This window comes from Pseudomonas sp. 22072 (genome assembly GCF_052046095.1).
In the GTDB taxonomy this organism is placed as follows: Bacteria; Pseudomonadota; Gammaproteobacteria; order Pseudomonadales; family Pseudomonadaceae; genus Aquipseudomonas; species Aquipseudomonas paracarnis.
The window spans coordinates 1-24,253 of sequence record NZ_JBQEQE010000008.1 but is presented as its reverse complement, the minus strand read 5'-3'; the positions used below and the strand labels follow the sequence as shown (position 1 = coordinate 24,253).

At 59.6% G+C, this 24,253-nt stretch carries 24 protein-coding genes and 1 tRNA gene; 7 read left to right on the top strand and 18 right to left on the bottom strand.

Annotated features, from left to right (window positions below):
- Positions 1-11 precede the first annotated feature (11 nt).
- Positions 12-1,052, top strand: a complete 1,041-nt coding sequence (locus ACTJLA_RS10460) for a DMT family transporter (RefSeq protein ID WP_236453100.1) — start codon at positions 12-14, stop codon at positions 1,050-1,052.
- A 147-nt stretch (positions 1,053-1,199) separates the two neighbouring features.
- Here ACTJLA_RS10460 and ACTJLA_RS10455 read toward each other — a convergent pair.
- Positions 1,200-1,289, bottom strand: a tRNA-Ser gene (locus ACTJLA_RS10455).
- A 103-nt stretch (positions 1,290-1,392) separates the two neighbouring features.
- Here ACTJLA_RS10455 and ACTJLA_RS10450 point away from each other — a divergent pair.
- From ACTJLA_RS10450 to ACTJLA_RS10435, 4 genes are all read left to right on the top strand, one after another.
- Positions 1,393-1,560 carry a hypothetical protein gene (locus ACTJLA_RS10450; protein ID WP_155290843.1) on the top strand — a complete coding sequence of 56 codons (168 nt, stop codon included), beginning with the start codon at positions 1,393-1,395 and terminating at the stop codon, positions 1,558-1,560.
- A gap of 50 nt (positions 1,561-1,610) precedes the next feature.
- Positions 1,611-2,303, top strand: a complete 693-nt coding sequence (locus tag ACTJLA_RS10445; RefSeq protein WP_014719521.1) for a crotonase/enoyl-CoA hydratase family protein — start codon at positions 1,611-1,613, stop codon at positions 2,301-2,303.
- 212 nt (positions 2,304-2,515) lie between these two features.
- Positions 2,516-3,238 carry a 1-acylglycerol-3-phosphate O-acyltransferase gene (locus tag ACTJLA_RS10440; RefSeq protein WP_054920500.1) on the top strand — a complete coding sequence of 241 codons (723 nt, stop codon included), beginning with the start codon at positions 2,516-2,518 and terminating at the stop codon, positions 3,236-3,238.
- A 147-nt stretch (positions 3,239-3,385) separates the two neighbouring features.
- Positions 3,386-4,357: a magnesium and cobalt transport protein CorA gene (locus ACTJLA_RS10435; protein ID WP_003193449.1), complete on the top strand. Its 972-nt coding sequence runs from the start codon at positions 3,386-3,388 to the stop codon at positions 4,355-4,357.
- On the opposite strand, the gene ACTJLA_RS10430 is transcribed toward ACTJLA_RS10435, so the two are convergent.
- The 3 genes from ACTJLA_RS10430 to ACTJLA_RS10420 all read right to left on the bottom strand — a co-directional run bounded on the left by ACTJLA_RS10430 (position 4,354) and on the right by ACTJLA_RS10420 (position 8,652).
- Positions 4,354-5,079: an amidotransferase gene (locus tag ACTJLA_RS10430; protein WP_014719523.1), complete on the bottom strand. Its 726-nt coding sequence runs from the start codon at positions 5,077-5,079 to the stop codon at positions 4,354-4,356. The two genes, ACTJLA_RS10435 and ACTJLA_RS10430, sit on opposite strands and share 4 nt — an antisense overlap.
- 206 nt (positions 5,080-5,285) lie before the next feature.
- On the bottom strand, positions 5,286-7,430 hold the full coding sequence (locus ACTJLA_RS10425) for a 3-hydroxyacyl-CoA dehydrogenase NAD-binding domain-containing protein (protein ID WP_314546807.1): 2,145 nt from the start codon (positions 7,428-7,430) through the stop codon (positions 5,286-5,288).
- A 16-nt stretch (positions 7,431-7,446) separates the two neighbouring features.
- Positions 7,447-8,652, bottom strand: a complete 1,206-nt coding sequence (locus ACTJLA_RS10420; RefSeq protein ID WP_034126758.1) for an acetyl-CoA C-acetyltransferase — start codon at positions 8,650-8,652, stop codon at positions 7,447-7,449.
- Between the two features lie 647 nt (positions 8,653-9,299).
- Between ACTJLA_RS10420 and ACTJLA_RS10415 the strand changes: the two genes are divergently transcribed.
- Positions 9,300-10,100: a cytochrome c gene (locus tag ACTJLA_RS10415; protein WP_314546802.1), complete on the top strand. Its 801-nt coding sequence runs from the start codon at positions 9,300-9,302 to the stop codon at positions 10,098-10,100.
- 171 nt (positions 10,101-10,271) lie between these two features.
- Here the strand turns inward: ACTJLA_RS10415 and ACTJLA_RS10410 are convergent, their stop codons facing one another.
- The 14 genes from ACTJLA_RS10410 to ACTJLA_RS10345 all read right to left on the bottom strand — a co-directional run bounded on the left by ACTJLA_RS10410 (position 10,272) and on the right by ACTJLA_RS10345 (position 21,956).
- Complete coding sequence (locus ACTJLA_RS10410) at positions 10,272-11,054, bottom strand: transglutaminase family protein (protein ID WP_054920491.1); 783 nt, start codon at positions 11,052-11,054, stop codon at positions 10,272-10,274.
- Positions 11,051-12,001: an alpha-E domain-containing protein gene (locus ACTJLA_RS10405; protein ID WP_034126756.1), complete on the bottom strand. Its 951-nt coding sequence runs from the start codon at positions 11,999-12,001 to the stop codon at positions 11,051-11,053. Before ACTJLA_RS10405 ends, ACTJLA_RS10410 begins: the two co-directional genes overlap by 4 nt.
- A 4-nt stretch (positions 12,002-12,005) precedes the next feature.
- Positions 12,006-13,415, bottom strand: coding sequence for a circularly permuted type 2 ATP-grasp protein (locus ACTJLA_RS10400; protein WP_054897219.1), 1,410 nt, complete (start codon positions 13,413-13,415; stop codon positions 12,006-12,008).
- Positions 13,416-13,860: 445 nt separating this feature from the next.
- Entirely contained in the window at positions 13,861-14,202 is a 342-nt protein-coding gene (locus ACTJLA_RS10395; protein WP_003193463.1) for a ribonuclease E inhibitor RraB, read from the bottom strand.
- 213 nt (positions 14,203-14,415) lie between these two features.
- Entirely contained in the window at positions 14,416-14,652 is a 237-nt protein-coding gene (locus tag ACTJLA_RS10390; RefSeq protein ID WP_054897212.1) for a hypothetical protein, read from the bottom strand.
- Between the two features lie 103 nt (positions 14,653-14,755).
- A complete protein-coding gene (locus tag ACTJLA_RS10385) occupies positions 14,756-15,361 on the bottom strand; it encodes an START domain-containing protein (protein WP_054897213.1) in 606 nt (201 codons plus the stop codon).
- A gap of 41 nt (positions 15,362-15,402) precedes the next feature.
- Complete coding sequence (locus ACTJLA_RS10380; protein ID WP_034126753.1) at positions 15,403-15,657, bottom strand: YkgJ family cysteine cluster protein; 255 nt, start codon at positions 15,655-15,657, stop codon at positions 15,403-15,405.
- A gap of 162 nt (positions 15,658-15,819) precedes the next feature.
- Positions 15,820-16,311, bottom strand: coding sequence for a hypothetical protein (locus tag ACTJLA_RS10375; protein WP_034126752.1), 492 nt, complete (start codon positions 16,309-16,311; stop codon positions 15,820-15,822).
- A 93-nt stretch (positions 16,312-16,404) separates the two neighbouring features.
- Entirely contained in the window at positions 16,405-17,844 is a 1,440-nt protein-coding gene (locus tag ACTJLA_RS10370; RefSeq protein WP_003193472.1) for an aminotransferase-like domain-containing protein, read from the bottom strand.
- Between the two features lie 273 nt (positions 17,845-18,117).
- Positions 18,118-18,930, bottom strand: a complete 813-nt coding sequence (locus ACTJLA_RS10365) for an OmpA family protein (RefSeq protein WP_034126751.1) — start codon at positions 18,928-18,930, stop codon at positions 18,118-18,120.
- Entirely contained in the window at positions 18,927-19,289 is a 363-nt protein-coding gene (locus ACTJLA_RS10360; protein ID WP_003193475.1) for a DUF4398 domain-containing protein, read from the bottom strand. The genes ACTJLA_RS10365 and ACTJLA_RS10360 overlap by 4 nt, the downstream gene beginning before the upstream one ends.
- 9 nt (positions 19,290-19,298) lie before the next feature.
- Entirely contained in the window at positions 19,299-20,114 is an 816-nt protein-coding gene (locus ACTJLA_RS10355; protein ID WP_089041900.1) for a substrate-binding periplasmic protein, read from the bottom strand.
- 160 nt (positions 20,115-20,274) lie between these two features.
- On the bottom strand, positions 20,275-21,204 hold the full coding sequence (locus ACTJLA_RS10350) for an electron transfer flavoprotein subunit alpha/FixB family protein (RefSeq protein WP_034120769.1): 930 nt from the start codon (positions 21,202-21,204) through the stop codon (positions 20,275-20,277).
- A gap of 2 nt (positions 21,205-21,206) precedes the next feature.
- A complete protein-coding gene (locus ACTJLA_RS10345; RefSeq protein ID WP_014719538.1) occupies positions 21,207-21,956 on the bottom strand; it encodes an electron transfer flavoprotein subunit beta/FixA family protein in 750 nt (249 codons plus the stop codon).
- Between the two features lie 516 nt (positions 21,957-22,472).
- Between ACTJLA_RS10345 and ACTJLA_RS10340 the strand changes: the two genes are divergently transcribed.
- Positions 22,473-24,137, top strand: a complete 1,665-nt coding sequence (locus tag ACTJLA_RS10340; RefSeq protein ID WP_314546778.1) for an electron transfer flavoprotein-ubiquinone oxidoreductase — start codon at positions 22,473-22,475, stop codon at positions 24,135-24,137.
- The last annotated feature ends 116 nt before the right edge of the window (positions 24,138-24,253 follow it).

Sequence of the window (24,253 nt, the reverse complement as noted above, 5' to 3'; positions counted from 1 at the left end):
GAGGATGGCCCATGAACCTCAGCATCATATACGCCCTCGCGGCCGCCGCCCTGTTCGGCGCCAGCACCCCGCTCGCCAAAAGTCTTGGCCTGGGCCTCTCGCCCATCCTGCTCGCCGGCCTGCTCTACCTCGGCAGCGGCATTGGCCTTGCCGGTGTGCGCTTGATCCGTGATCGCGGCTGGAAACCTACCGGGCTAACCCCATCGGAATGGCCCTGGCTACTTGGCGCCATCGCCTTCGGCGGCCTCCTCGGCCCCGTTGCACTGATGTTCGGCCTGACCCGCACCACCAGCGCCAGCGCCTCCCTGATGCTCAACCTTGAGTCGGTACTGACCGCCGTGATCGCCTGGGTCGTGTTCCGCGAAAACGCCGACCGACGCATCGTCCTCGGCATGCTTGCCATTGTGTTGGGCGGCGTGGTGTTGTCGTGGTCCGGTGCTGACAGCAGCCATCAGGACTGGACCGGACCGCTCGCCGTTGCGCTGGCGTGTTTGTGCTGGGGCATTGATAACAACCTGACGCGCAAGGTGTCGGCGTCTGACGCGCTCTTTATCGCTGGCGCCAAGGGTTTGATTGCGGGGTTGGTGAATTGCAGCCTGGCGCTTTACCTGGGGGCGCAGATTCCGGGCATGGCGCAACTGGCGCCGATTCTACTGGTAGGTTTCCTCGGCTATGGCATCAGCCTGGTGATGTTCGTGCTGGCCCTCCGCGGGCTGGGCAGCGCGCGTACCGGCGCTTACTTCTCCACGGCACCCTTTCTCGGTGCTGCAGTGGCGTTACTGGTGTTTGGCGAGTCGGTGACCGTCGCCTTCTGGATTGCCTCGGCGCTGATGGCCGTGGGCGTGTGCCTGCACCTGACGGAGCGGCATGCCCATGAGCATGTGCATGAGGCAACGCAACATGGGCACTGGCATGTGCATGATGAGCATCATCAACATGAGCATAGGTTTGAGTGGGACTCGAAGGTGCCTCATAGCCATGAGCATGCGCATGGAGTGATGAGGCATAGCCATGCGCACTTTCCGGATGTGCATCATCGGCATAGGCATTGAGGGCGGGCTTAGGCATAGGGTGTGACGTCATGGGGCCGCAGACTGAAAGGCCAGACAACTGAGCTGATAAAAGTTGTACTTTTCAAACCCAGAAATCACAAAACCCCTGGTTTCTTTCGAAACCAGGGGTTTTGTTTACATCGAATTTGGCGGTGAAGGAGAGATTCGAACTCTCGATACAATTTCTTGTATACACACTTTCCAGGCGTGCTCCTTAAGCCACTCGGACACTTCACCGTATCTCGTCAAACCAGTTCAGTCTGTCGAGGCGCGCTAATGTAGTCGAAAGCCTTTCTGATGGCAAAGGTTTTTTTCAGAATTTTCATGCGGTTAGACCGTTATGCCATTCACCGTCCGGCAAGGGGTGGTGATTGTGCCATTCTCAGGCATCGGCGGCACGCGTCTGGAGCGCTTGCTGCGCCCTGCTCCGGGGCGTCTACCCTTGGGGATGCAGGAAAAGCCTGACTGGGTAGTCAGTCACGGTGCTTTACCCGCACGGGCGTGGTGAGTAACGTCTGCGCATCTATCTCTATAACAAGCCCTACAAGGAACCGCGTCATGAGTGAGTTGATTGCCTACCACTTCGAAGACGGTATCGCGACCCTGACCCTGAGCAACGGCAAGGTGAATGCCATTTCTCCGGCGGTGGTCAGTGAGTTTAATGCGGCGCTGGATCAGGCCGAGAAGGATCGGGCGGTGGTGATCATCACGGGCACGCCGGGGATTTTGTCGGGTGGTTATGATTTGAAGGTGATGACGGCGGGCCCTAAAGAGGCAATCAGCCTGGTGACCTCGGGTTCGACCCTGGCGCGGCGGATGTTGGCGCATCCGTTCCCGGTGATTGTGGCCTGCCCTGGGCATGCGGTGGCCAAGGGCGCGTTCCTGTTGTTGTCGGCGGATTATCGGATTGGCGTCGAAGGCCCGTTCAGCATTGGCCTGAATGAAGTGGCGATTGGCATGACCATGCACCACGCCGGTATCGAGTTGGCGCGGGATCGCCTGCGTAAGTCGGCGTTTCAGCGTTCGGTGATCAATGCCGAAATGTTTGATCCGCAAGGCGCCTTGCACGCCGGTTTCCTCGACAAGGTGGTGGCACCCGAAGAACTGCACGCTGCAGCACTGGAAGCAGCACGGCAGCTGAAGAAGATCAATATGAACGCGCACAAACACACTAAGTTGAAAGTACGCCGCGCGCTGCTCGAAGCCCTGGATGATGCAATCATCCAGGATCAGGGCCATAGCCTGAGCTAAGTCCTACACCTGCTGTACCTGAGCCCGACCTTGAGTCGGGCTTTTTCTTACCTATAAATGTGAAACGTCCGTAGCCGCTCTAGCTAGCCGTTATCGGCTCATGTGGAAACATGCGCTTAAACATCGGCTATCTCCTACGTCTGTAGGGGCAATTGCCGAATACAGTGCACATCCGTACACTGCGCCACCTTTTGTCCCTATGGGCCGTGTCGATGCTTTTTCTGTTGCGTATGTTGTTGATGGGCCTGCATTTTATGATCGCTGGCGTGCTGGGTGTGCTGGTCGGTGTGTGCAGGCCGTTCAACCCGGACAACAGCCGTCTCTGCGCTCGCCTCTATGCGTTGCCGGCCATGCGGATCCTGGGCTTGAACGTAAAGACCGACGTCGACTCGCTGCGCAACAAGCCCGGTACCTGCGTGGTGATCGCCAACCATCAGTCCAATTACGATTTGTTTGTGTTCGGCAATGTAGTGCCGCATCGCACGGTCTGCATCGCCAAGAAAAGCCTGAAATGGGTACCACTGTTCGGCCAGTTGTTCTGGCTGGCGGGCAATGTGCTGATCGACCGTGGCAATGCGCACAAGGCCCGGCGTGCGATGCTGACGACCACGCATACCTTGCAGCATGAGGACACGTCAATCTGGGTGTTCCCGGAAGGTACGCGCAACCTGGGCAAAGGGTTGTTGCCGTTCAAGAAAGGCGCATTCCATATGGCGATTGCGGCCGGTGTGCCTATCGTGCAGGTGTGTGTCAGCAATTACGTGACGCAGATGAAGCTCAATCGTTGGGACAGTGGCAGTGTGCTGATACGCTCGTTGCCGCCGATTCCTACCTGTGGCTTGACGGTGGATGACATCCCTCAGTTGCTGCTGACGTGTCAGACGCAGATGGATGAGTGCATTGCACAGATGGATCGCGAACTGCAACGCGCGTAGGCGCCCGCTTAGGGTGACGCGGAGCGTCACGGGCGGCATTCCCACGCAGAGCGTGGGAACGATCAGTGATATCAGCCAGCAACAACGGAACACCATTCAGGCTAAGCTGCCCAACATCTGTCCTCTTGATAAGAAGTGATCAGCACCATGGGTAGAGTTGTTGCGGCTGCCGTCTACAGCGCCGGTAAGAAAGTCTCGGATATCACTCTCGATGAAGGCGCGGCCTGGGCCGCCAAACCTGGGCACTTTGTGTGGATCGGCCTGGAAGAACCCAGCGCCCAGGAACTGAACAACCTGCAACGCCAGTTCAACCTGCACGAGCTGGCGATTGAAGACGCCATGGAAAAACACAGCCGCCCGAAGCTGGAAACCTTCGGCGACGCGCTGTTTATCGTCACCTACTCACCGGTGCGCGAGAACGGCAAGCTGGAGTTTATCGAAACCCATATTTTTGCCGGCAACGGCTACATCATAACCGCACGCAACGGTCACTCGGCGTCCTACGGCTTTGTGCGCCAACGCTGTGAGGCGCGCCCGTTGTTGCTGGAGCATGGGGAAGATTTCGTACTCTATGCGTTGCTGGATTTTGTCACTGAAAACTACCAGCCGGTGAGCGAGGCGATCCACGCCGAGATTGATGAGTTGGAGCGTAACGTGCTGTGCAGTTCGCTAAACGAGCGCGATATCCAGCACCTCCACGGCCTGCGCCGCGATGTGTTGCGGCTCAAGCGGCATGTGGCGCCGATGGTGGAAATCAGCCAGGAGCTGCAGAAGCTGAGCTTCCCGTTTATCGACAAGAACATGCGCCCGTATTTTCGTGATGTGCAAATCCACGTTACGCGACAGATGGAAGACCTCACCACCCTGCGCGACATTGCCAGCCAGACCATCGAGATCGGTGTGTTGCTGGAGGCTTCGCGCCAGAGCGTGGTGCAGCGCAAGTTCGCCGCGTGGGCGGCGATCCTGGCGTTCCCCACGGCGGTGGCGGGGATTTACGGGATGAACTTTCAGAACATGCCCGAGCTGCAATGGCACTACGGCTATTTTGCGGTGCTCGGTTTTATTACCTTGGGCTGTACCGGTTTATGGGCCAGCTTCAAGCGTTCGGGCTGGCTTTAAGCCTTGGCTTCAGGCTGGTGCGCCACAAAGCGCATCATCCACTCCGCCACGGTCACGCCGTGGTGGTCGCGCTCCAGGCTGGCCACGCCGTTGCTGTAGACCTTTTCACCCAGGGTTGTCTGAAGTATTTCCAGCAACTCACGGGAATAGTCGTGAACAAACTCCGGATGGCCCTGGAAGCACAGCACCTGGTCGCCAATGTGATACGCGGCAAACGGGCAGAATTCGCTGGAGGCGATCACGGTGGCGTTTTCTGGCAAGGTGGTGACTTGGTCCTGGTGGCTGATCAATAGCGTCAGTTCCGGCACCTCAGGACTCATCCATGGCGTCTTCGCATCCAGCTTGTAGGCGTGGGTGCCCATCCCCCAGCCCTGACTGGCACGTTCGGCCTTGCCGCCCAGCAGCAGCGCGAGCAACTGATGACCGAAGCACACGCCCAGCAGCTTGTCGCCGCGCTCATAACGCGTGAGCAGGTAGGTTTTGAGCGTCTGGATCCAAGGGTCGGTACCGAACGAATCGGCCTTGCTGCCGGTGATCAGGTACGCGTCAAACACTTCGTCATCCGGCGGGTACTCGCCTTGCACCACGTTGTAGACCACAAACTCGGCGGCTATCGGTTGCTTGGCGAACAGGCGCTTGAACATCTGCCCATAGCCTTGGTACTCATCGATCAAAGCGGGACGCAGAATATCGGTTTCCAGGATGCAGACGCGTAGCGACATAAAAAATACCTGACACGGCGATGGGAATATTGCACACCCCAGAGCCTGCCTTGAAATACCTCCCCAAAGCAAGCCCTCAATGGCCGCCCACACTCCCTGTAGGAGCGAGCTTGCTCGCGAAAAACGTCAACGATAACGCAGGTGGCCTGGATAAAAGCGTTGCCTGTGCGTTCTTCGCGAGCAAGCTCGCTCCTACAGTGGAACGTCTAAAACAGCGCGCCTTTTGCGGCTTTTTCCAGTAATAACGCCGGTGGCGAGAAGCGCTCCCCGTACTCCTCGGCGAGGTAGCGGGCGCGGGCGATGAAGTCGTTCAGCCCGTACTGGTTGATAAACTGCAACGCGCCGCCACTCCAAGCGGCAAAACCGATGCCGAAGATTGAACCAACGTTGGCATCCGCCGTGGACATCAACACGCCCTCCTCCACACAGCGCACGGTTTCGATGGCTTGGATAAACAGCAAGCGGTCACGCACATCCTGGGGGGAGATTTGCTTGCCGGGCTGTTCGAACCGGTTTTTCAGCTCAGGCCACAGGTGCTTCTGGCCGCCAGCGGGATAGTCGTAAAAACCACCGCCGGCCGCCTTGCCCGTGCGCTTGTATTCGTTCACCAACAGATCAATCACCGCCGTCGCCGGATGGTTCGGCATAGCCTTGCCTTCGGCCTGCAGGTCCTTGGCCGTTTGCTGTCGGATATGGCTCATCAGGCTGAGGGACACTTCATCGGACACCGCCAGCGGCCCCACTGGCATGCCGGCCTTGCGCGCTTCGGTCTCGATCATCGGCGCCGCCACGCCTTCGCCGAGCATGGCGATGCCTTCGTTGGTAAAGGTGCCGAATACCCGCGAGGTAAAGAAACCGCGACTGTCGTTGACCACAATCGGGGTTTTCTTGATTTGCAGTACGAAGTCAAAACCTCGGGCCAGGGTTTCGTCGCTGGTGCGCGCCCCCTTGATGATTTCCACCAAGGGCATCTTGTCCACGGGGCTGAAGAAGTGCAGGCCGATGAACCTGGCTTGATCAGGCACCGCCGTGGCCAGACCGCTGATGGGCAAGGTGGAGGTGTTGGAGGCGATCACCGCGTCGGCCCCCACCACGCTTTGCGCTGCGGCCGAGACCTTGGCCTTGAGTGCGCGGTCTTCGAATACGGCCTCGATGATCAGGTCGCAGCCGGCCAGGTCGGCGTCATCCTGAGTAGGATGAATGCGCGCCAGGGTGGTTTCGCGCTGTTCGGCGGTCAATTGCCCACGGCTGACTTTCTTGTCCAGCAATGCGGCCGAATGAGCTTTGCCTTTTTCAGCGGCGGCCAGGGTGATGTCTTTGAGCACCACCTCGATCCCCGCACAGGCACTGACATAGGCGATGCCCGCGCCCATCATCCCGGCGCCGAGCACACCGACTTTGCGCGTTACATAAGGCGCAAAGCCCTGCGGGCGCGAGCTGCCAGCGTTGATTTGGTTGAGCTGGAACCAGAAGGTGCCGATCATGTTTTTTGCCACTTGCCCGGTCACCAGTTCGGTGAAGTAGCGGGTTTCGATCAGGTGCGCGGTGTCGAAGTCCACCTGGGCGCCCTCGACCGCCGCACACAGGATTTTCTCCGGCGCAGGGAAGCAGCCCTGGGTCTTGCTACGCAAAATCGATGGGGCAATGGCGAGCATCTGCGCGACTTTAGGGTGGGACGGCGCGCCGCCGGGAATCGAGTAGCCCTTGTTGTCCCAGGGTTGCCTGACCTGCGGATTAGCCAGAATCCAGGCACGGGCTTGAGCCAGCAATGCCTCGCGATCCGCCGCCAACTCATCAATCAAACCCGCTTGCAGGGCCTGGGCGGGCCGCACCTTTTTGCCTTCGAGCAAATACGGCAAGGCTTTTTCCAGGCCAAGCATGCGCACCATACGCACCACGCCGCCGCCTCCTGGCAACAGGCCGAGGGTGACTTCCGGCAAACCCAGTTGCACGGACTTGTCGTCCAGCGCGACCCGGTGATGGCAGGCCAGGCAAATTTCCCAACCACCGCCCAAGGCCGCGCCATTGATTGCGGCCACCACCGGTTTGCCGAGGGTTTCCAGGCGGCGTAATTGCGCTTTCAATACCAAGACACTGTCGTAGAACGACTTGGCATGGGCTTTATCGACCTTGATCAGCTCATTGAGGTCGCCCCCGGCAAAAAAAGTTTTCTTGGCCGAGGTGATCACCACCCCGGCGATCTCGTCCTTTTCCGCTTCCAGGCGCGCGAGGGTGGCGGCCATGGCTTCACGGTAAGCGGCGTTCATGGTGTTGGCGCTCTGGCCGGGCATGTCCAGGGTCAGTACCACGATCTGGTCCTGGCCTTTTTCGTAACGAATGGCATCGGTCATGACAAATTCCTTAGGCTCAGAGGCGTTCGATAATGGTGGCGATCCCCATGCCACCGCCGACACACAAGGTGGCCAGGCCGTAGCGTTGCTGGCGCACCTCGAGCTCGTCGAGCAAGGTGCCGAGAATCGCGCAGCCGGTGGCGCCCAAGGGATGGCCCATGGCGATGGAGCCGCCGTTGACATTGACCCGTGCGGTGTCGATGCCCATGTCCTTGATGAACTTGAGCACGACCGAAGCAAAGGCTTCGTTGACTTCAAACAGGTCGATGTCTTCAACCCGCAGGCCGGCTTTGGCCAGCGCCTTGCGAGTGGCCGGCGCGGGGCCGGTGAGCATGATGGTCGGGTCGGTGCTGGTCACCGCCGTGGCGACAATACGCGCCCGCGGTTGCAGGCCCAGTTCACGGCCTTTGGCCTCGGAACCGATCAGCATCAGCGCGGCGCCATCCACAATGCCGGAACTGTTGCCCGGCGTGTGCACATGGTGGATGCGCTCCACGTGGCTATAGACCCGCAACGCGGTGGCGTCGAAGCCCATCTGGCCCATCATTTCGAAGCTCGGCTTGAGCTTGCCCAAGCCCTCGAGGGTTGAGTCGCCGCGGATAAATTCGTCATGGTCCAGCAGCACGATGCCGTTCTGGTCGTGCACCGCGATCAGCGACTTATTGAAGGAACCGTCTGCCCTCGCCCTGGCGGCTTTCTGCTGGGACTGTAGGGCAAAGGTGTCGACATCCTGGCGTGTGAAGCCTTCCAGGGTGGCGATCAGGTCGGCGCCAATGCCTTGGGGCGTGAAGTGGCTGTGCATATTGGTTTGCGGGTCGAGCACCCAGGCGCCGCCATCGCTGCCCATGGGCACGCGGGACATGGACTCGACGCCGCCAACAACCACCAGGTCTTCGAAGCCGGAACGCACCTTCATCGCCCCCAGGTTCACCGCCTCCAGGCCCGACGCGCAGAAGCGATTGACCTGTACACCGGCAACACTGACATCCCAGTCGGCCACCAGCGCGGCGGTCTTGGCGATATCGGCGCCCTGGTCGCCCACGGGGGTGACGCAGCCAAGGACGATGTCATCCACTTGGCGGGTGTCGAGGTCGCTGCGCTGCGCCAGCGCCGTGAGCAAGCCGGCCACCAGGTTTACAGGCTTGACGCTGTGCAGGGCACCGTCGGCCTTGCCTTTTCCCCGGGGCGTGCGTATCGCATCAAAGATCAAAGCTTGGGTCATGACATCCTCGAACCGCTATGGGTGTGTGCCCCTACCTTAGGCCCGATTGACACGGTTTCAATGACGGATGCGCTCATTGCTTTTGACCCCCTCGCTCGGACGAACGGTAGGTACCTACGGGAAATGCCTGATTAATCGTTTTAGCTGTCTAGCCCTAGGGCTGGCGCCAAGATGGCAATAAGCCTCATGCCGTTTTTAGCGCAAATACTTCTTAGCTGATATGAAATGAGTCTAAGCCAGAAAGAACGGGCGCTCTAAGGTTGAATCTGTAAGACGCTGCTGCCGGGTTTTGCTGGAGCAGCTGTAAGAAAAGTGCAACGTCACCTCGCGATACTGACTTCAACGGCACGCATTTGACGCTCAGGAATAACAACAAAAGAAAAGGCAGTCAGCCATGTTCAAACAATCGAAAGTACGTCAGGCGGGACTTATCCTGTTCGCCACCACCTTGATTCTGATCTTGCCCAATTTAACCAAGGTTATTGGGTGACACTCCCAGCTTCCGTGCACACACCGCACCAGGCCTGCAGCTTTTGGCAGCACCTGCCAGGACATTGCGCTTAGCGCTCCTGTTGCAGGGGCTGTCTTTTTACCTGCCGTTTTCCGTTATCGTGTGCGCCCTCACTCTCTCGCAACGGGCCTGTGCCTTGAAACCGATCCGCGCCCTTTTTGCCCTGCTGCTGAGCCTGCCTGCGGCGGCGGCACAGTTGACCATCGAGTTGGACCACACCCACAAAACCTGGGAGACCGCCGAGCTGCTCAAGCATCCCGACGCTCAGACGGTGCAGATCGTTGATGATGTGTCCTACAAGCGCAACATGACCTATCGTGCGGTGCCCCTCGCGGTGCTCTTGCCGGGCCTTAAATCTGCGAACCACCTGCAAGCCGTTGCCCTTGATGGTTTTGCCGCCGAACTTGCCGCCGCGCCGTTGCTGGAAAAAAACGGCGCCCGCGCCTGGCTGGCCGTGGAAGACCCGGCCCATCCATGGCCACCACTGGCACAGGGCAAGCCCAGCGCCGGACCGTTCTATCTGGTCTGGACCAACCCTCAAGCCGGACGTATCAGCCCGGAACAGTGGCCGTTCCAGGTCTCCAGGTTCAAACAGTTGCAGACGGTTGGCGAGCGTTTCCCGGCGTTATTGCCCGACCCTAAGCTGGCGGCGAACGACCCGATCAACCAAGGCTTCGCGTTATTTCAGAAGAACTGCCTGGCGTGCCATCGCCTCAATGGCGGCGGTGATGCCCAGATGGGGCCGGACTTGAATGTGCCCTACAACCCCACCGAGTATTTCAGCGGCGATTTCCTCAAGCGTTACATCCGCGACCCGCAGAGCCTGAGGCATTGGCCACAGGCCAAGATGCCGGCGTTTACAGCGAGTGTATTGCCAGACAATGAGTTGGATTTGCTGGTGGGGTATCTGCGGCATATGGCGGGCCGCAAGTTGTAGGGGCGAGCTTGCTCGCGAAAAGCCTGAGAGCACCGTCGATCGTTCCCACGCTCTGCGTGGGAACGCCTCTTGCGATGCTCTGCATCACGCTATGGGACGCGGAGCGTCCTGGGCTGCATTCCCACGCAGAGCGTGGGAACGATCAAGCAAGCTTGCTCCGACAGTTATCGGTCATTGCTGCGGCGCCACGAATACCTTGGCGTGCATCTGCTCATGCCCACCGCCACGGCGCATGCCGCGTACCGGGCAGGCGTCGAGGTAGTCCAGGCCGACGGCCAGCTTCAAGTGCCGCTCCGGCCGCGCCAGTTGGTTGGTCACGTCAAAGCTGTACCAGGCGTCATCCAGCCAGGCTTCGGCCCAGGCATGACTGGCCAGGTGCGCGCTGTCTTCGGTGTACAAATACCCCGACACATACCGCGCCGGGATCCCCAGGCTACGTGCGCAGGCCAGGAACGCATGGGTATGGTCCTGGCACACCCCAGCGGCCCCTGCGAAGGCTTGGGCGGCGCAGGTATCGACGTCAGTCGCGCCGGGGGTGTAGACCATGGTGTGGTTCAGCGCCTGCATCAGGTCGATAAGCGCCGTGCGGTCGCGACGCTGATGGCAGTTTTGCTCGGCAAACCCGCGCAGGGCGTCGTCGGGCTCGGTGAGGCGCGTGGAGCGCAGGAACGGAAAGGCAGACTGGCTTTCGTGTTCGGCCTCGCGCAATTCATCGATCTCCACCACGCCCCGGGCGCCAATGATGATGGCGTCATGGGGCTCGTCCAGCGTAAGCACATGCAGGATGTTACCGAACGGGTCCACCTGCGCCCGCACGGGGCGTGGAAGGTCGAGTTGCCAGCTCAGCACGTGCTGGCGCTCGCTGTCATGAGGGGTCAGGCGCAGGTACTGGATGCTGGCGCGCACCTGGTCTTCGTAGTGGTAGGTAGTGTCGTGGCTGATGGAGAGTCTCATGCCGCCTCCAGGTAGGAACTGTAGATGGCGTCGCCCAACTGGCGGACCAAGGGGATAAAGTCGGTCAGCCAGGCATGCAGGCCTTCCTCGAGGATTTCGTCGATGGCGGTAAAGCGCAGGCGCGCATCCATCTCGGCGGCCAGACGCTGGGCCGGGCGACCATTGAGGCCGGGCAGGCTCGCAAGTATCTGGTCGATCTCTTCGCTGCAAGCACGCAGCGAACGCGGCACATCCGCGCGTAAGAGCAGCAGTTCGGCCACTTGCCGAGCGCCCGGCGCATCGCGATAAATCTCGGTGTACGCCTCGAACGACGACAGAGCGCGCAGCAACGCACTCCATTGGTAATACGCGTGAGCCGTACCATCGCTGACCGCCGCCGCCTGTTCGCCGGCCATTTCGTAGCGGGCATCCAGCAGGCGCAGGGTGTTATCGGCACGCTCAATAAAAGTGCCCAGGCGGATAAAGCGGAAGGCATCGTTGCGCATGATGGTGCCGTACGTGGCGCCCCGAAACAGATGGGAACGCTCCTTGACCCACTCACAAAACCGGCTCATGCCGTAATGGCTGAGCCCCTGCTGGGCGATATCGCGAATGTCCAGCCAGGTGGCGTTGATGTTTTCCCACATGTCGGCGGTGATCCGCCCACGTACCGCATGGGCGCTGGCCCGCGCCGCACCCAGACAGCTGTAGATGCTCGCCGGGTTGGCCGCGTCCAAGGCAAAAAAGTGCAGCAAGCGTTCAGCGTGCAATGGGCCATGGCGCTCGTGGTAATCGTCCAGAGTGCCGGTGATCAACAGCGGCATGGCCAATTCGTGCAGGCCATCGCCGCGTCCGTCCTGGGGCATCAGCGACAGCGAATAGCTGACATCGAGCATGCGTGCGAGGTTTTCGGCACGCTCCAGGTAGCGTGACATCCAGTACAAATCCGAGGCAGTTCTACTCAACATGGCATCAGTCCTCGACCACCCAGGTGTCTTTGGTTCCGCCGCCCTGGGACGAGTTGACCACCAGCGAGCCTTCGCGCAGCGCCACACGGGTCAGGCCACCCGGCACCACGCGGGTGTCCTTGCCGGACAACACGAAGGGGCGCAGGTCGATATGGCGCGGGGCGATGCCGTTTTCGACAAATGTCGGGCAGGTGGACAAGCACAGGGTCGGCTGCGCGATATAGGCGTGTGGCTTGGCCTTGATACGCGCCCGGAACGCTTCGATTTCTGCGGTTGTAGACGCCGGGCCAACCAGCATGCCGTAACCACCGGAGCCCTGGGTTTCCTTGACCACCAGGTCGGGCAGGTTGGCCAGTACGTGGGACAACTCGTCAGGCTTACGGCATTGAAAAGTCGGAACGTTCTGCAGGATCGGCTCTTCATCGAGGTAGAAGCGGATCATCTCGGTGACGAACGGGTAAACCGATTTGTCGTCCGCGACTCCGGTGCCAATGGCGTTGGCAAGCACCACATTGCCGCACCGGTAGGCGGCGAGCAGGCCGGGTACACCGAGCATCGAGTCGGGGTTGAATGCCAAGGGATCTAGAAATGCATCATCGAGGCGACGGTAGATCACATCGACAGCCTTGGGCCCATCGGTGGTGCGCATGAACACACGGTCATCGCGCACGAACAAATCCGCGCCCTCCACCAACTCCACACCCATTTCCCGAGCCAGGAAGGCATGTTCGAAGAACGCGCTATTGAAACGCCCGGGCGTAAGTACCACCACACTGGGGTTATCCAGGGGGCTGGCGCTTTTGAGGGTGTCGAGCAGCAGGTTGGGGTAATGGTCGATGGGCGCGATGCGTTGGGCCGCGAACAACTCGGGGAACAGACGCATCATCATCTTGCGGTCTTCGAGCATGTAGCTGACACCGCTGGGCGTGCGCAGGTTGTCTTCGAGCACGTAGTACGTGCCGTCGCCATCGCGTACGAGGTCCACCCCGGAGATGTGCGAATAGATATCGCGGTGCAAGTCCAGGCCCCGCATTGCCAGTTGGTATTGCTCGTTGGCCAATACCTGCTCGGCGGGGATGATGCCGGCCTTGATGATGCGTTGGTCGTGGTACAGGTCGGTGAGGAACAGGTTCAGCGCCTTGACCCGCTGGATGCAACCGCGTTCGACAACCCGCCATTCACTCGCCGGAATGCTGCGGGGGATGGTATCGAAGGGGATCAGGCGCTCGGTGCCTTGTTCGTCCCCGTAGAGGGTGAAGGTGATGCCGGCGCGGTGGAACAGCAAATCGGCTTCACGCCGGCGCTGGGCCAGCAGTTCGGCAGGGGTGTCGGCCAACCAGCGGGCGAACTCGCGATAATGGGGGCGAACCTGCCCTGCCCCATCGTACATTTCATCGTAATAAGTGCGGATCATGCCGTACTCCTTGTCACCCGGACTCAAGAACCTTCGCAAGGCCCGTGCCAGCGGCATAAACACTTTATAATCAAACAGTTGCATAATCCGAGGGGATTTGCCGCACCGTCCTGGTGCGCGCAATTGCCTGGGCCACGCCGTACGCTCCGTTGCAATGCGGTGTTTGGCTATCAACAGCATAGTCAGAGTTGATTTCACTGCCCGCCTGCACATGCGGATAATCGCCCACATCGGTTGAACAGGACGTGTCCTACAGCCAAACCCTTTGCACATTCAGTAACGTATTGACTCGTGTACTGATGACTCCTCGGTCTTCCCTTTCCGCCACCCCATCCGGGTGGCTTTTTTTTGCGCCTGAAACGGCAGTTTCCGTTGCGACGGTAGCCCAAACAAAATCGGCCGACCCAAAGGTCAGCCGATACGCTGTGCTGCTCATAAATACCAACTACATGGGTAACCCACGCACCTCCTGCTTGACGCCCCATCCTTCGATGATCCCTCCCAGGGGCTCGACCACCGCTTCAAAGTCTTGCTCGAAGTCTCCTATGCCGTCGTAGGTTGCGAACATGATTTTGCTCAGTTCGAGGTACCAGGCGCCATCGTCGCGCGCGCTGACCTGGGCGTTGAGGGACTCCCCACGAAATCGACCCGCAGCCCTGCGCGCCCGTTCCTCATCCGGGAAAATGGCGTAGAACTCGATGGGGTGAAAGCGCGAGAAATCAAAGCCGCCTTCTTTCATGCGGCGCAGTACGTTGGTGCTGATGTCTTCTTGATAGGCTGTGCTCATGAAACGTCCTCCTCACACCGATGGATAGACTTTCCGTGCTTCCTGAAGCCCCGCGCCCTGCTGGCGCGGGCACCACGGCATAACATCACCGCAGGAAAACAAGCATGTAGCTGACAAGACCAGACCTTAGCGATTCATTCGCTGATCTCGATTGCAGAGTAGCGTGAAGCTATCACCGCCACCAGAGGTGCTCGTGTGGCGCGTGAAAAATGTTTAGACGGAGGGAGAAATATCGAGAATCTGGATACTGTTCTGGTCTTTGAGAATCTTGACCGTCGGCTCGGGTTTACGGCCTTCCAGGTCATTGAGATCGAGCTTGGCAGCAATCGGCACCAGCTTCGCACGAATCATATGCGCAGCGTCTTCGAGGCTGGGCTTTTGTTCGCAGGTGAACTGCTGCACGGACGTTTCACCGTGATCATCAACGAAGGTAATTTGCCACGTTTGCATCGGTGCCTCCTCGATAAAACCCATAGGTGGGCTTACAAGTATCTGGACCTTGGCGGCGCGCAAAACGTTCCGCTCAAGCCCGGAGGCACCGGATCAACTGCACTTATTTTTCAGCGTGATCTTTCAAGGCTTTCAAGGTGTTGAACGGCGCGTCCACCACGAACTTGTTGGCCAGCCACGAAGGTACGCTGCCACCTGGTTCGGTGTGTACCTGGTAGGTGACTTCGGTCTGGTTATCGCCCTTTGGCACCAGCTTCCAGAAACCCTCCACCTGGGCGACCCGCACGTAGCCTTTTGCTTCAGGCTTGTAGGTCGGCACGCCTTCCAGTTTGCGCGTGACGGTGCCGTCAGCGGCTTTGGTGGTGGTGACGTGGATGTACGAGTCGCGGTCCGTCACGGGGAACGGGGCCTTGAACTGGGTGTAGGTCCAGGCCTCGTCGCCTTTCTTGTCGACGAGTTTCTGGGATTTGCATTCATGGATCCATGCGCAAGCACCGACCACATCTTCCTGCAGCGCCTGGACCTTGGCCAAAGGCGCCTTGATCACGGTCACGCCGCGATAGGCCTTGTACTTGGAACCGGCAATCTCGCTCAGGGACACCTTGATACCGTCTTCGTCCTTGGCGACTTGCCAATCCTCAGCCTGGGCAGTGGCCGCAAACAACAGCGTAAAACCGCACAGCACAGCCACTCGTTTCAGCGAACCCATCGTTGTATTCCTTATTGTTGAAGTTCCGATAGTAAAGCCCATCAAGCCGCCGTCATCTGCTCCCACCAGCCGATCAGCCGGATGGCATCGGCCTGGTCGTTGCCGCACACCTCAATATCGGCCTTGAAATCACTGCACACGGCGGGCCGCTGCGGTTGACCGAACAACTGGCACAATTGTTCCACCGACAGGTGCACGCAACGGACGCCAGCGGGTTTGCCCTGGGGCATTCCGGGTAGTGGCGAACTAATGGAGGGGGCAATGCAGCAGGCGCCACAGCCTTCACGGCATTTCATGACCAGCAGGTCCTCGACGACTCAATAGGGATGGCCGGGCTAGAGTACGCCCTTAAACAGCCGTTTTAAAATGGGCCAACAGGAGTTTTTCGCACAAAACAAAAATGACCGACCAGTCTGCGACAGATGGTCGGCAACCTGGGTCACCTGTGGACCGAAAGTTTATTGCTTGAATTCGAAATCCAGCGCAGCGCCTTCTACATCACGGCGCTCTTCGTTACGCAGTTGCAGCTTCATCTCATTGCTGAGCAAGCGGCCGTTGATCTGGAACGCACTGTTGTCGGTGGGCTTTTCACCAAACATCGGCGGCAACAGAGGCACGCTCTTGGGCTTGGGCATGGTGCCAATGGGTTGCAAGTGCCTGACCATGTCCGAAGGCAGGGACAGGTCCAACTGTGCCGGTGGCAGTTTGGTCTGGGCGACCTCATGGGCCGACTTGGACTTGCTCGCCACGGGTGCACGCTTTTTGGTCGAAGCGGCTTTTTTTTGCGCGGCAGGGGATTTTTTCGCAGGCGTTGGCTGCTTGGCTGAGGTCTTTTGCTCGGCACCGACAACAGGCTTGCCTTCAGCCACCGGTGCTGCAGCCAGCACGCTACCGGCATTGCACAGGCTCAGCAGACCAAGCATCAACGTAACGCGAAAAATAGAAGTCATATCGCCAACAGCATTAACGGCAGAAGGCCATATGCTCGCTTGTTGTGCGCGGCATGACAAGGGCACAGATCAGTCTTGTCCCCTTTGCTCGCCTCAAAAACCCGCTGCGGCCTCTTGGCACAGCTGGCTGGCAAGCATTCCCAGGGTCATCAACGCCCTCTCCGCCTCGCGGTTCCACGGCGTGCCGCAATTGAGGCGAATACAGTGGTTGAACTGTTCGGTATTACTGAAAATCAGCCCTGGCGCAATGCTGATGCCTTGTTGCAGGGCACGCACATGCAGCTCCTGAGTATTGACCCGCCCCGGCAAACTGACCCACAGGATAAAGCCGCCGGTCGGGCGGGTCATCTGGGTGCCCTCGGGGAAATACTGCTGCACCGCCAATTGGAAGGCGCTGAGGTTCTTGCGGTATTCCTGGCGGATGTAGCGCAAATGACGGTCGTAGCCACCGTTTTCCAGATAGGCCGCGACGCCCATCTGGGTGACGCTGCATGCCGAATGCGTGCTGAACATCTGCAGGCGCTGGATTTCCTGCTGGTATTTACCGGCAATCATCCAGCCAATGCGTACGCCCGGCGACAAGGTCTTGGAAAAGCTTGAGCAATAGATCACCCGGTCGAGGCGGTCGTAGGCCTTGAGAGCTTTGGTGCGGCCGAGTTCGAACATCAACTCGCCGTAAATATCATCTTCGACGATCTGGATATCAAAGTCCGACGCCAGGCGCAGCAACTGTTTCTGCCGCTCCTCTGGCATGGTGCCGCCCAGCGGGTTACTCAAGCGCGTGGTCAGCACCAGCGCCTTGATCGACCATTGGTTGGCGGCCAGTTGCAGGGCTTCCAGGCTCATGCCCGTGGCAGGGTCACTGGGGATCTCGATCACCTTGAGGCCCAGCAAATCAGCCAATTGCAGCAAGCCGTAATAGGTCGGTGATTCAGCCGCGATCAGGTCGCCAGGGCGCGTCAGCACGCGCAACGACATTTGCAAGGCATCGACACAGCCGTGGGTAATCACCACTTCGGAAGGGTCCACTACCACCCCGGCATCGCGCATGCGGATCGCCACCTGGCGCCGCAGGGGTTCAAAGCCAGGGCTGAACATGTAGCTGAACGCCCGTGGGCTCTGGAAACGCGTGACCTTGGCCAATTGCTGATGCAATGCCCGCACCGGCAGGTAGTCGACACTCGGCACCGCCGCCCCCAGGGGAAAAACCCCTTCACGGCGCGACTCGACCAGCACCTGCTGGATGATACTGCTACGGGTGACCAACCCTGGGCGCTCGACCCGTGCGATATCAGGCGTAGGCGCCGTGAGTGCTGGCGTCTGGTGCACGTAGTAGCCCGACTGCGGCCGCGCCCGGATCAGCCCCTGGTCTTCCAGGTTGGCGTAGGCCTGCAGCACCGTGGCATGGCTCACATTGAGCTGGGAACTCATCTTGCGCACCGACGGCACGCGCTCCCCCGGTTGGTAAACACCGCGGCGGATGTCCTCAGCCAGTTGCTGGGCAATACGTTGGTAAAGCAACAGATTGGTCATGACGCAGCACTCGATTTCACGGGCATTTTATTTTTGTGTGAAACATACATACCGGCACAGTTTAGAAGTGTACGGGGACAGTTGCCACAATAGTCGAGCGTGGGCGGGAGTGACAGTAAAAACTGTAAGGGTGCAGGGACAGCATTCATAGAGCCCAGAAAAAATGTGGGAGGGGGCTTGCCCCCGATTGCGGTGTGTCAGTCAAAGATGTACCAACTGAACAACCGCTATCGGGGGCAAGCCCCCTCCCACATTTTGACCCGGGCTTGGCTGTTAGCGCGCAGCGCCCAATTGGCCCTTCTCGTCAGAGAAAACAATTTCCACCCGACGGTTTTGTGCACGACCACGCTCGGAGGCATTGGCTTCCACCGGGTATTGGTCGCCGTAGCCCTCGACTTCGATGCGCTTGTCATCGATGCCCAGGTCCATCAACAGGTCGGCCACCGATTGAGCCCGGTCGCGGGACAGTTTCAGGTTTTCCTGCTCGCCACCGGTGTTGTCGGTGTAGCCCTCGATGCGCACCCGACGCTTGGGGTTCAGTTGCAGGAATTGCACGATCTTGAGCACCGTGCGGTTGGCCGAGTTCTGCAGCTCCGCTTCGCCGGTGTCGAACAGTACGTCGCCCAGGGTCATCACCAGGCCACGGTCGGTCTGGGTGGTGAGGCTGGCGATTTGCGCTTCAACCCACTTGCCCTGCTGTTGCACGCTGGCCAGCTTGTTTTCGCGCAAGGCCAGTTGCAGGCGCTGACGTTCCAACTCCAGTTGGGTGCCGCGCTCGGCATTCAGGCCCTGCTGGGTGTGCTCTCGGGCGATGGCGCTGTACCGCTGGCTCAGGTAGGCGTAATGCACCACATCGGAGCCGCTGCCCCAGTAGCTGGACAGGCGATCGGCGCGGGCCAGGGACTCTCCGGCGCGGATCACGTCCTTGGGCGCGAAGCGCAGCACGTTGGCGTCTTCCTTGACCTTTTGAAAGTCATCGCCGGCCTGCTGCAACGCCTGCTCACTCGTGGGTTGGCTCGCACAGCCGCCCAGGGCCACGCTGCCCAGCAGCAGTACACAGCTCAGGCCACGGATCATCGGGCTCATTGTGCTTCTCCCAACTGCAGCTGCTTACGCAGGCGAGTGATACGGGTATTGAGCACGTTCAATTGTTCCTGGCTCTTGCCGGTCAGCACTTTGGCTTCGGCCAGGCGTGCGTCCAGCTCAGCCTGCTCGGCGCGCATCCGCGCTCGCTTGTAGGATTGGTCGGCCATGTTGCCCTTGGCCCGGGCGAATTTTTCTTCGGCCAGCTTCAGTTCGGGGGATTCATCGGTGTTGGCCCCGACCGCGGTGGCTTGTTCCAAGGCTTGCTGGGTCAGGCGCATTTGTTCGATCGGCGCAGGATCGGTTGCGCATCCCGCCAGCGCGACAACGGCAAGGGCCGCGAAAAGAGCTCGAAAAATCACTGTAAATCCCTACTTTGTTGGGGTGCCGACAGGTTGTTGCAGTTGCGCTTTCCAACGCTCCAGATTGCGCTGCAGCGCGGCTTGAGCGGCACCGGAGGCGGGCAATTCTGTCATCTTTTTCGTCAGCTGTCCGCGAAGCCAAGGATCATTGCAGGCCGAGTTGTGGGAAATCGCCAGGTACAGGCCAGGCTGATCGACAGGCACCTCATGGGCCACCAGGTCATTACTCATGCCCAGGGTCTGGGCCATGGCCATGCCGGAATAGCGCCCAGCCAGCACGTAGTCCACCTCACCGAGCAACAGTTTCTGGAAAGCCGGCGTCAAATTGGGCAGGCGTTGCAGGTTGAGTTGCTGGCTGGCGAAGGTTTCGAACTCCGTGCTCAAACGCGCACGTTCCGAGACTGCGCCTTTGTGGCCGTGCAAATCGGCGGCGGTGGAATAGACCACGGCTGAATCCTTGCGCGTCCATACCAGGTAGTCGGTCTGCATCAGCGCCGGATGGATGTAGTCGAAGTGGTCCAGTTCACCCAGGTTCAGCGGTGCGTCGGCGAGAATGTCCATGCGCCCGCTGCGTGCTTCATCTAGGGCCAGGGAGCGTTTGCCGCCGTAGAGCAGGTCGATTTTCACCCCGAGCTCCTTGCCCACTTGTTGCAGCACGTCAGCGGTCGCGCCGATCAGGTGCGTAGGGTCCTGGGGGTCGCGCCAGAGTAAAGGCGGTGCGTCCGGGCTGCCGGTGATCACCAGGCGCTCGCACTTGCCGGCGGCGAGCGTCAGGCTCGGCAGCAGCGTAAGGCCCAGCAGTACAGTCCAGGGGCGCAGCGCCATGGCATGTTCCTTCCTAAAGTGCTCGCGAAAAACGTCAACGATAACGCGTGCGTTCTGAATAAATGCGGCGCCTGTGGTTTTTTCGCGAGCGAGCTCGCTCCTACAGGGAATAAAAAAGCCCGGTCATAAGACCGGGCTCTTTATAAGTGAAGCGGCAGGATTAGACCAGCTTCTCCAACTCAGGTACCGCTTCGAACAAGTCCGCCACCAGGCCATAATCGGCGACCTGGAAGATCGGCGCTTCTTCGTCCTTGTTGATCGCAACGATCACTTTGGAGTCTTTCATACCGGCCAAGTGCTGGATCGCGCCGGAGATACCGACGGCGATGTACAGCTGTGGCGCAACGATCTTGCCGGTCTGGCCGACCTGCATGTCGTTGGGTACGAAACCTGCGTCAACGGCTGCGCGGGAAGCGCCGACCGCAGCGCCCAGCTTGTCGGCCAGGGCGTACAGGTGTTTGAAGTTGTCACCGTTCTGCATGCCACGCCCGCCGGAAACGACGATTTTGGCAGCAGTCAGTTCAGGACGGTCCGACTTGGCCAGCTCTTCGCCGACGAAGCTGGAAGTGCCAGCGTCGTGGGCAGCGGAGACGGCTTCAACGGCAGCCGAGCCACCTTCGGCAGCAACCGGGTCGAAACCGGTGGCGCGTACGGTGATGACCTTGACCGAAGCATTGGACTGCACGGTGGCGATGGCGTTACCGGCGTAGATCGGGCGCTTGAAGGTATCGGCGCTTTCTACCGAGATGATCTCGGAGATCTGGTCAACGTCCAGCTGGGCGGCAACGCGTGGCAGGATGTTTTTGCCGTTGGAGGTAGCGGCGGCCAGGATGTGGCTGTAGCCAGCGCCAAGCTCGGCGACCAGCGGTGCAACGTTTTCCGGCAGCTGATGCGCATAAGCGGCATTGTCAGCGTTCAGGACTTTGCTCACGCCTGCGATTTTTGCAGCCGCTTCAGCCACGGCGCCAGCGCCCTGACCAGCAACCAGCACGTGGATGTCCCCACCGATTTTAGCGGCAGCGGCCACGGTGTTCAGGGTGGCCGGGGCCAGTACCTTGTTGTCGTGTTCAGCGATTACCAAGATAGTCATGATTAGATTACCTTCGCTTCGTTTTTCAGTTTCTCGACCAGTTCAGCCACCGACTTGACCTTGATGCCCGCGCTGCGTGCAGCCGGCGCTTCGACTTTGACGGTCTTGTTGGTAGAGGCGGTGGAAACGCCCAAAGCGTCCGGAGTCAGCGTTTCCAGAGGCTTCTTCTTGGCTTTCATGATGTTTGGCAGGGACGCATAACGCGGCTCGTTCAAACGCAGGTCGGTGGTGACGATAGCCGGCAGTTTCAGGGAAACCGTTTGGGCGCCGCCGTCGATTTCACGGGTGACCGCAACGCTGTCGCCGCTCACTTCGACTTTCGAAGCGAAGGTGCCCTGGCCGTAACCGGTCAGTGCAGCCAACATCTGGCCAGTCTGGTTGTTGTCGCTGTCGATGGCTTGTTTGCCCAGGATCACCAGTTGTGGCTGCTCCTTGTCGACAACGGCCTTGAGCAGCTTGGCAACGGCCAGTGAGGTCAGCTCTTCAGCGGACTCCACCAGAATGGCGCGGTCGGCGCCCAGGGCCAAAGCGGTACGCAACTGCTCTTGGGCAGTGGTCGGCCCGATGGACACCACGACGATTTCCGTCGCCACGCCTTTCTCTTTCAGGCGTACGGCTTCTTCCACAGCGATTTCGCAGAAAGGGTTCATCGACATCTTGACGTTAGCAAGGTCGACGCCGGAATTGTCCGCCTTGACGCGAACTTTCACGTTGTAATCGACAACGCGTTTGACAGCTACAAGAACCTTCATGGATTCCTCGTTACTCTCCGGTGAAAAGAAAGTCGCCTAGGCGAACCTGGCGGTTGATGCTCATCGGCACACAAGGGCACCTCCAAAGACCTCGGCAGTGGCCTTGCACACGGGAAATGACGACCGTTCGTCAGTGGTGACTGAGAGGTCATTCTTTATCGCGGCGTGTAAACTGCGCTCCAACGTTTGGGTGCGCATCACCTTCATTGCCTTCGGCCTGTCTTTGGACGTGCTCTTGAAACCTGCAGTCTGCCTACGGGAAGCGCAAAACCGACCGTATCTTGACCGGAACGCCTATTCTGGTCAATACGGCAAAATGGTCAGTCATAAGCCCCGTTGCTTTGATTTATCTAGGCTGCAGGCAATTCAAACAAACGTTTGTATTGGACGCTGTCAGTGGTCTATATATAATGCGCCACCTAGAGAGACAGGTGGGTCCTGCCTTCGCGCAGAACCACACCGAACCTCCACCCATTAGAAAAAAAAGCCTGTTGAGCCTTGAGTAGGAGATAGCCTGTGGAACGCGAATACATGGAATTCGACGTGGTCATCGTCGGCGCTGGCCCGGCTGGCCTGTCTGCCGCCTGCCGACTGAAGCAGAAGGCCGCCGAAGCCGGTAAGGACATCAGCGTCTGCGTGGTCGAGAAAGGCTCCGAAGTCGGCGCCCATATCCTCTCCGGTGCCGTGTTTGAACCACGTGCCCTGAACGAGCTGTTCCCGGACTGGAAAGCACTCGGCGCCCCGCTCAACACGCCCGTGGTGCGCGATGACATCTATGTACTGCGCAGCCCGGAAGCCTCCACCAAGGTGCCCGACTTCTTTGTGCCCAAGACCATGCACAACGAAGGCAACTACATCATTTCCCTGGGCAACCTGTGCCGCTGGCTGGCCCAGCAGGCCGAGAACCTCGGCGTGGAAATCTACCCAGGCTTCGCCGCCCAGGAAGCGCTGTTCGACGAGAACGGCGTGGTACGCGGCATCATCACCGGCGACCTCGGCGTCGACCGTGAAGGCAAGCCAAAAGACGGCCTGTACACCCCGGGCATGGAGCTGCGTGGCAAGTACACGCTGTTCGCCGAAGGTTGCCGTGGCCACATCGGCAAGCAACTGATCCAGCGCTTCAACCTGGACAGCGACGCCGACGCCCAGCACTACGGCATTGGCCTGAAGGAAATCTGGGAAATCGACCCAGCCAAGCACCAGCCGGGCCTGGTGGTGCACACCGCCGGTTGGCCGCTGGACATCATGGGTAAAGAGAACACCGGTGGCTCGTTCCTTTATCACCTGGAAAACAATCAAGTCGTGGTCGGCCTGATCGTCGACCTGTCCTACAGCAATACCTTCCTGTCGCCGTTCGATGAATTCCAGCGCCTCAAGCACCACCCGGTGCTGGCCCAGTACCTGGAAGGCGGCAAGCGGGTCAGCTACGGCGCCCGCGCGATCTGCAAAGGTGGCCTGAATTCGCTGCCGAAGATGGTCTTCAAGGGCGGCGCGCTGATCGGTTGCGATCTGGGCACCCTGAACTTCGCCAAGATCAAAGGCAGTCACACCGCGATGAAGTCCGGCATGCTCGCCGCCGACGCCGTGGCTGACCGCCTGTTTGCCGAATCCGAGGGCGGTGATGAGCTGACCACATATGTCGACAGCTTCAAAGCCAGCTGGCTGTATGAAGAACTGTTCGCCAGCCGTAATTTCGGCCCGGCCGTGCACAAGTTCGGCGCAATCATCGGCGGCGGTTTCAACTGGCTCGACCAGAACATTTTCGGCGGCAAGATCCCTTTCACCCTGCACGACACCAAGCCGGACTACGCCTGCCTGAAGCTGGCCAAAGACAGCCAGAAGATCGACTACCCCAAACCCGACGGCAAGCTGAGCTTCGACAAACTGAGCTCGGTGTTCATCTCCGGCACCAACCATGAAGAAGAGCAGCCGTGCCACTTGAAGCTCAAAGACCCAAGCATCCCGATCGGCACCAACCTGCCGCTCTACGATGAACCGGCGCAGCGCTACTGCCCGGCAGGCGTGTATGAAGTGGTGACCAAGGAAGACGGCGAGAAACGCTTCCAGATCAACGCCCAGAACTGCGTGCACTGCAAGACCTGTGACATCAAGGACCCCTCGCAGAACATCACCTGGGTGACGCCGGAAGGCGCGGGCGGGCCGACTTACCCGAATATGTAAGTAGTTCGCTTAACCAGAAAAGGCTCCCGAAATGGGTAATGCCAGTCAGTTAAGACAGAATCGGTAACTGTGGCGAGGGAGCTTGCTCCCGCTGGGGCGCGAAGCGGCCCCAAAAA

What these genes read in the sequence shown, in the direction of transcription:
- ACTJLA_RS10460 (WP_236453100.1), top strand. Translation starts at nt 12, where the DNA reads ATGAACCTCAGCATCATATACGCCCTCGCGGCCGCCGCCCTGTTCGGC.
- ACTJLA_RS10450 (WP_155290843.1), top strand. Translation starts at nt 1,393, where the DNA reads ATGCCATTCACCGTCCGGCAAGGGGTGGTGATTGTGCCATTCTCAGGC.
- ACTJLA_RS10445 (WP_014719521.1), top strand. Translation starts at nt 1,611, where the DNA reads ATGAGTGAGTTGATTGCCTACCACTTCGAAGACGGTATCGCGACCCTG.
- ACTJLA_RS10440 (WP_054920500.1), top strand. Translation starts at nt 2,516, where the DNA reads ATGCTTTTTCTGTTGCGTATGTTGTTGATGGGCCTGCATTTTATGATC.
- ACTJLA_RS10435 (WP_003193449.1), top strand. Translation starts at nt 3,386, where the DNA reads ATGGGTAGAGTTGTTGCGGCTGCCGTCTACAGCGCCGGTAAGAAAGTC.
- ACTJLA_RS10430 (WP_014719523.1), bottom strand. Translation starts at nt 5,079, where the DNA reads ATGTCGCTACGCGTCTGCATCCTGGAAACCGATATTCTGCGTCCCGCT.
- ACTJLA_RS10425 (WP_314546807.1), bottom strand. Translation starts at nt 7,430, where the DNA reads ATGACCGATGCCATTCGTTACGAAAAAGGCCAGGACCAGATCGTGGTA.
- ACTJLA_RS10420 (WP_034126758.1), bottom strand. Translation starts at nt 8,652, where the DNA reads ATGACCCAAGCTTTGATCTTTGATGCGATACGCACGCCCCGGGGAAAA.
- ACTJLA_RS10410 (WP_054920491.1), bottom strand. Translation starts at nt 11,054, where the DNA reads ATGAGACTCTCCATCAGCCACGACACTACCTACCACTACGAAGACCAG.
- ACTJLA_RS10405 (WP_034126756.1), bottom strand. Translation starts at nt 12,001, where the DNA reads ATGTTGAGTAGAACTGCCTCGGATTTGTACTGGATGTCACGCTACCTG.
- ACTJLA_RS10400 (WP_054897219.1), bottom strand. Translation starts at nt 13,415, where the DNA reads ATGATCCGCACTTATTACGATGAAATGTACGATGGGGCAGGGCAGGTT.
- ACTJLA_RS10395 (WP_003193463.1), bottom strand. Translation starts at nt 14,202, where the DNA reads ATGAGCACAGCCTATCAAGAAGACATCAGCACCAACGTACTGCGCCGC.
- ACTJLA_RS10390 (WP_054897212.1), bottom strand. Translation starts at nt 14,652, where the DNA reads ATGCAAACGTGGCAAATTACCTTCGTTGATGATCACGGTGAAACGTCC.
- ACTJLA_RS10385 (WP_054897213.1), bottom strand. Translation starts at nt 15,361, where the DNA reads ATGGGTTCGCTGAAACGAGTGGCTGTGCTGTGCGGTTTTACGCTGTTG.
- ACTJLA_RS10380 (WP_034126753.1), bottom strand. Translation starts at nt 15,657, where the DNA reads ATGAAATGCCGTGAAGGCTGTGGCGCCTGCTGCATTGCCCCCTCCATT.
- ACTJLA_RS10375 (WP_034126752.1), bottom strand. Translation starts at nt 16,311, where the DNA reads ATGACTTCTATTTTTCGCGTTACGTTGATGCTTGGTCTGCTGAGCCTG.
- ACTJLA_RS10370 (WP_003193472.1), bottom strand. Translation starts at nt 17,844, where the DNA reads ATGACCAATCTGTTGCTTTACCAACGTATTGCCCAGCAACTGGCTGAG.
- ACTJLA_RS10365 (WP_034126751.1), bottom strand. Translation starts at nt 18,930, where the DNA reads ATGAGCCCGATGATCCGTGGCCTGAGCTGTGTACTGCTGCTGGGCAGC.
- ACTJLA_RS10355 (WP_089041900.1), bottom strand. Translation starts at nt 20,114, where the DNA reads ATGGCGCTGCGCCCCTGGACTGTACTGCTGGGCCTTACGCTGCTGCCG.
- ACTJLA_RS10350 (WP_034120769.1), bottom strand. Translation starts at nt 21,204, where the DNA reads ATGACTATCTTGGTAATCGCTGAACACGACAACAAGGTACTGGCCCCG.
- ACTJLA_RS10345 (WP_014719538.1), bottom strand. Translation starts at nt 21,956, where the DNA reads ATGAAGGTTCTTGTAGCTGTCAAACGCGTTGTCGATTACAACGTGAAA.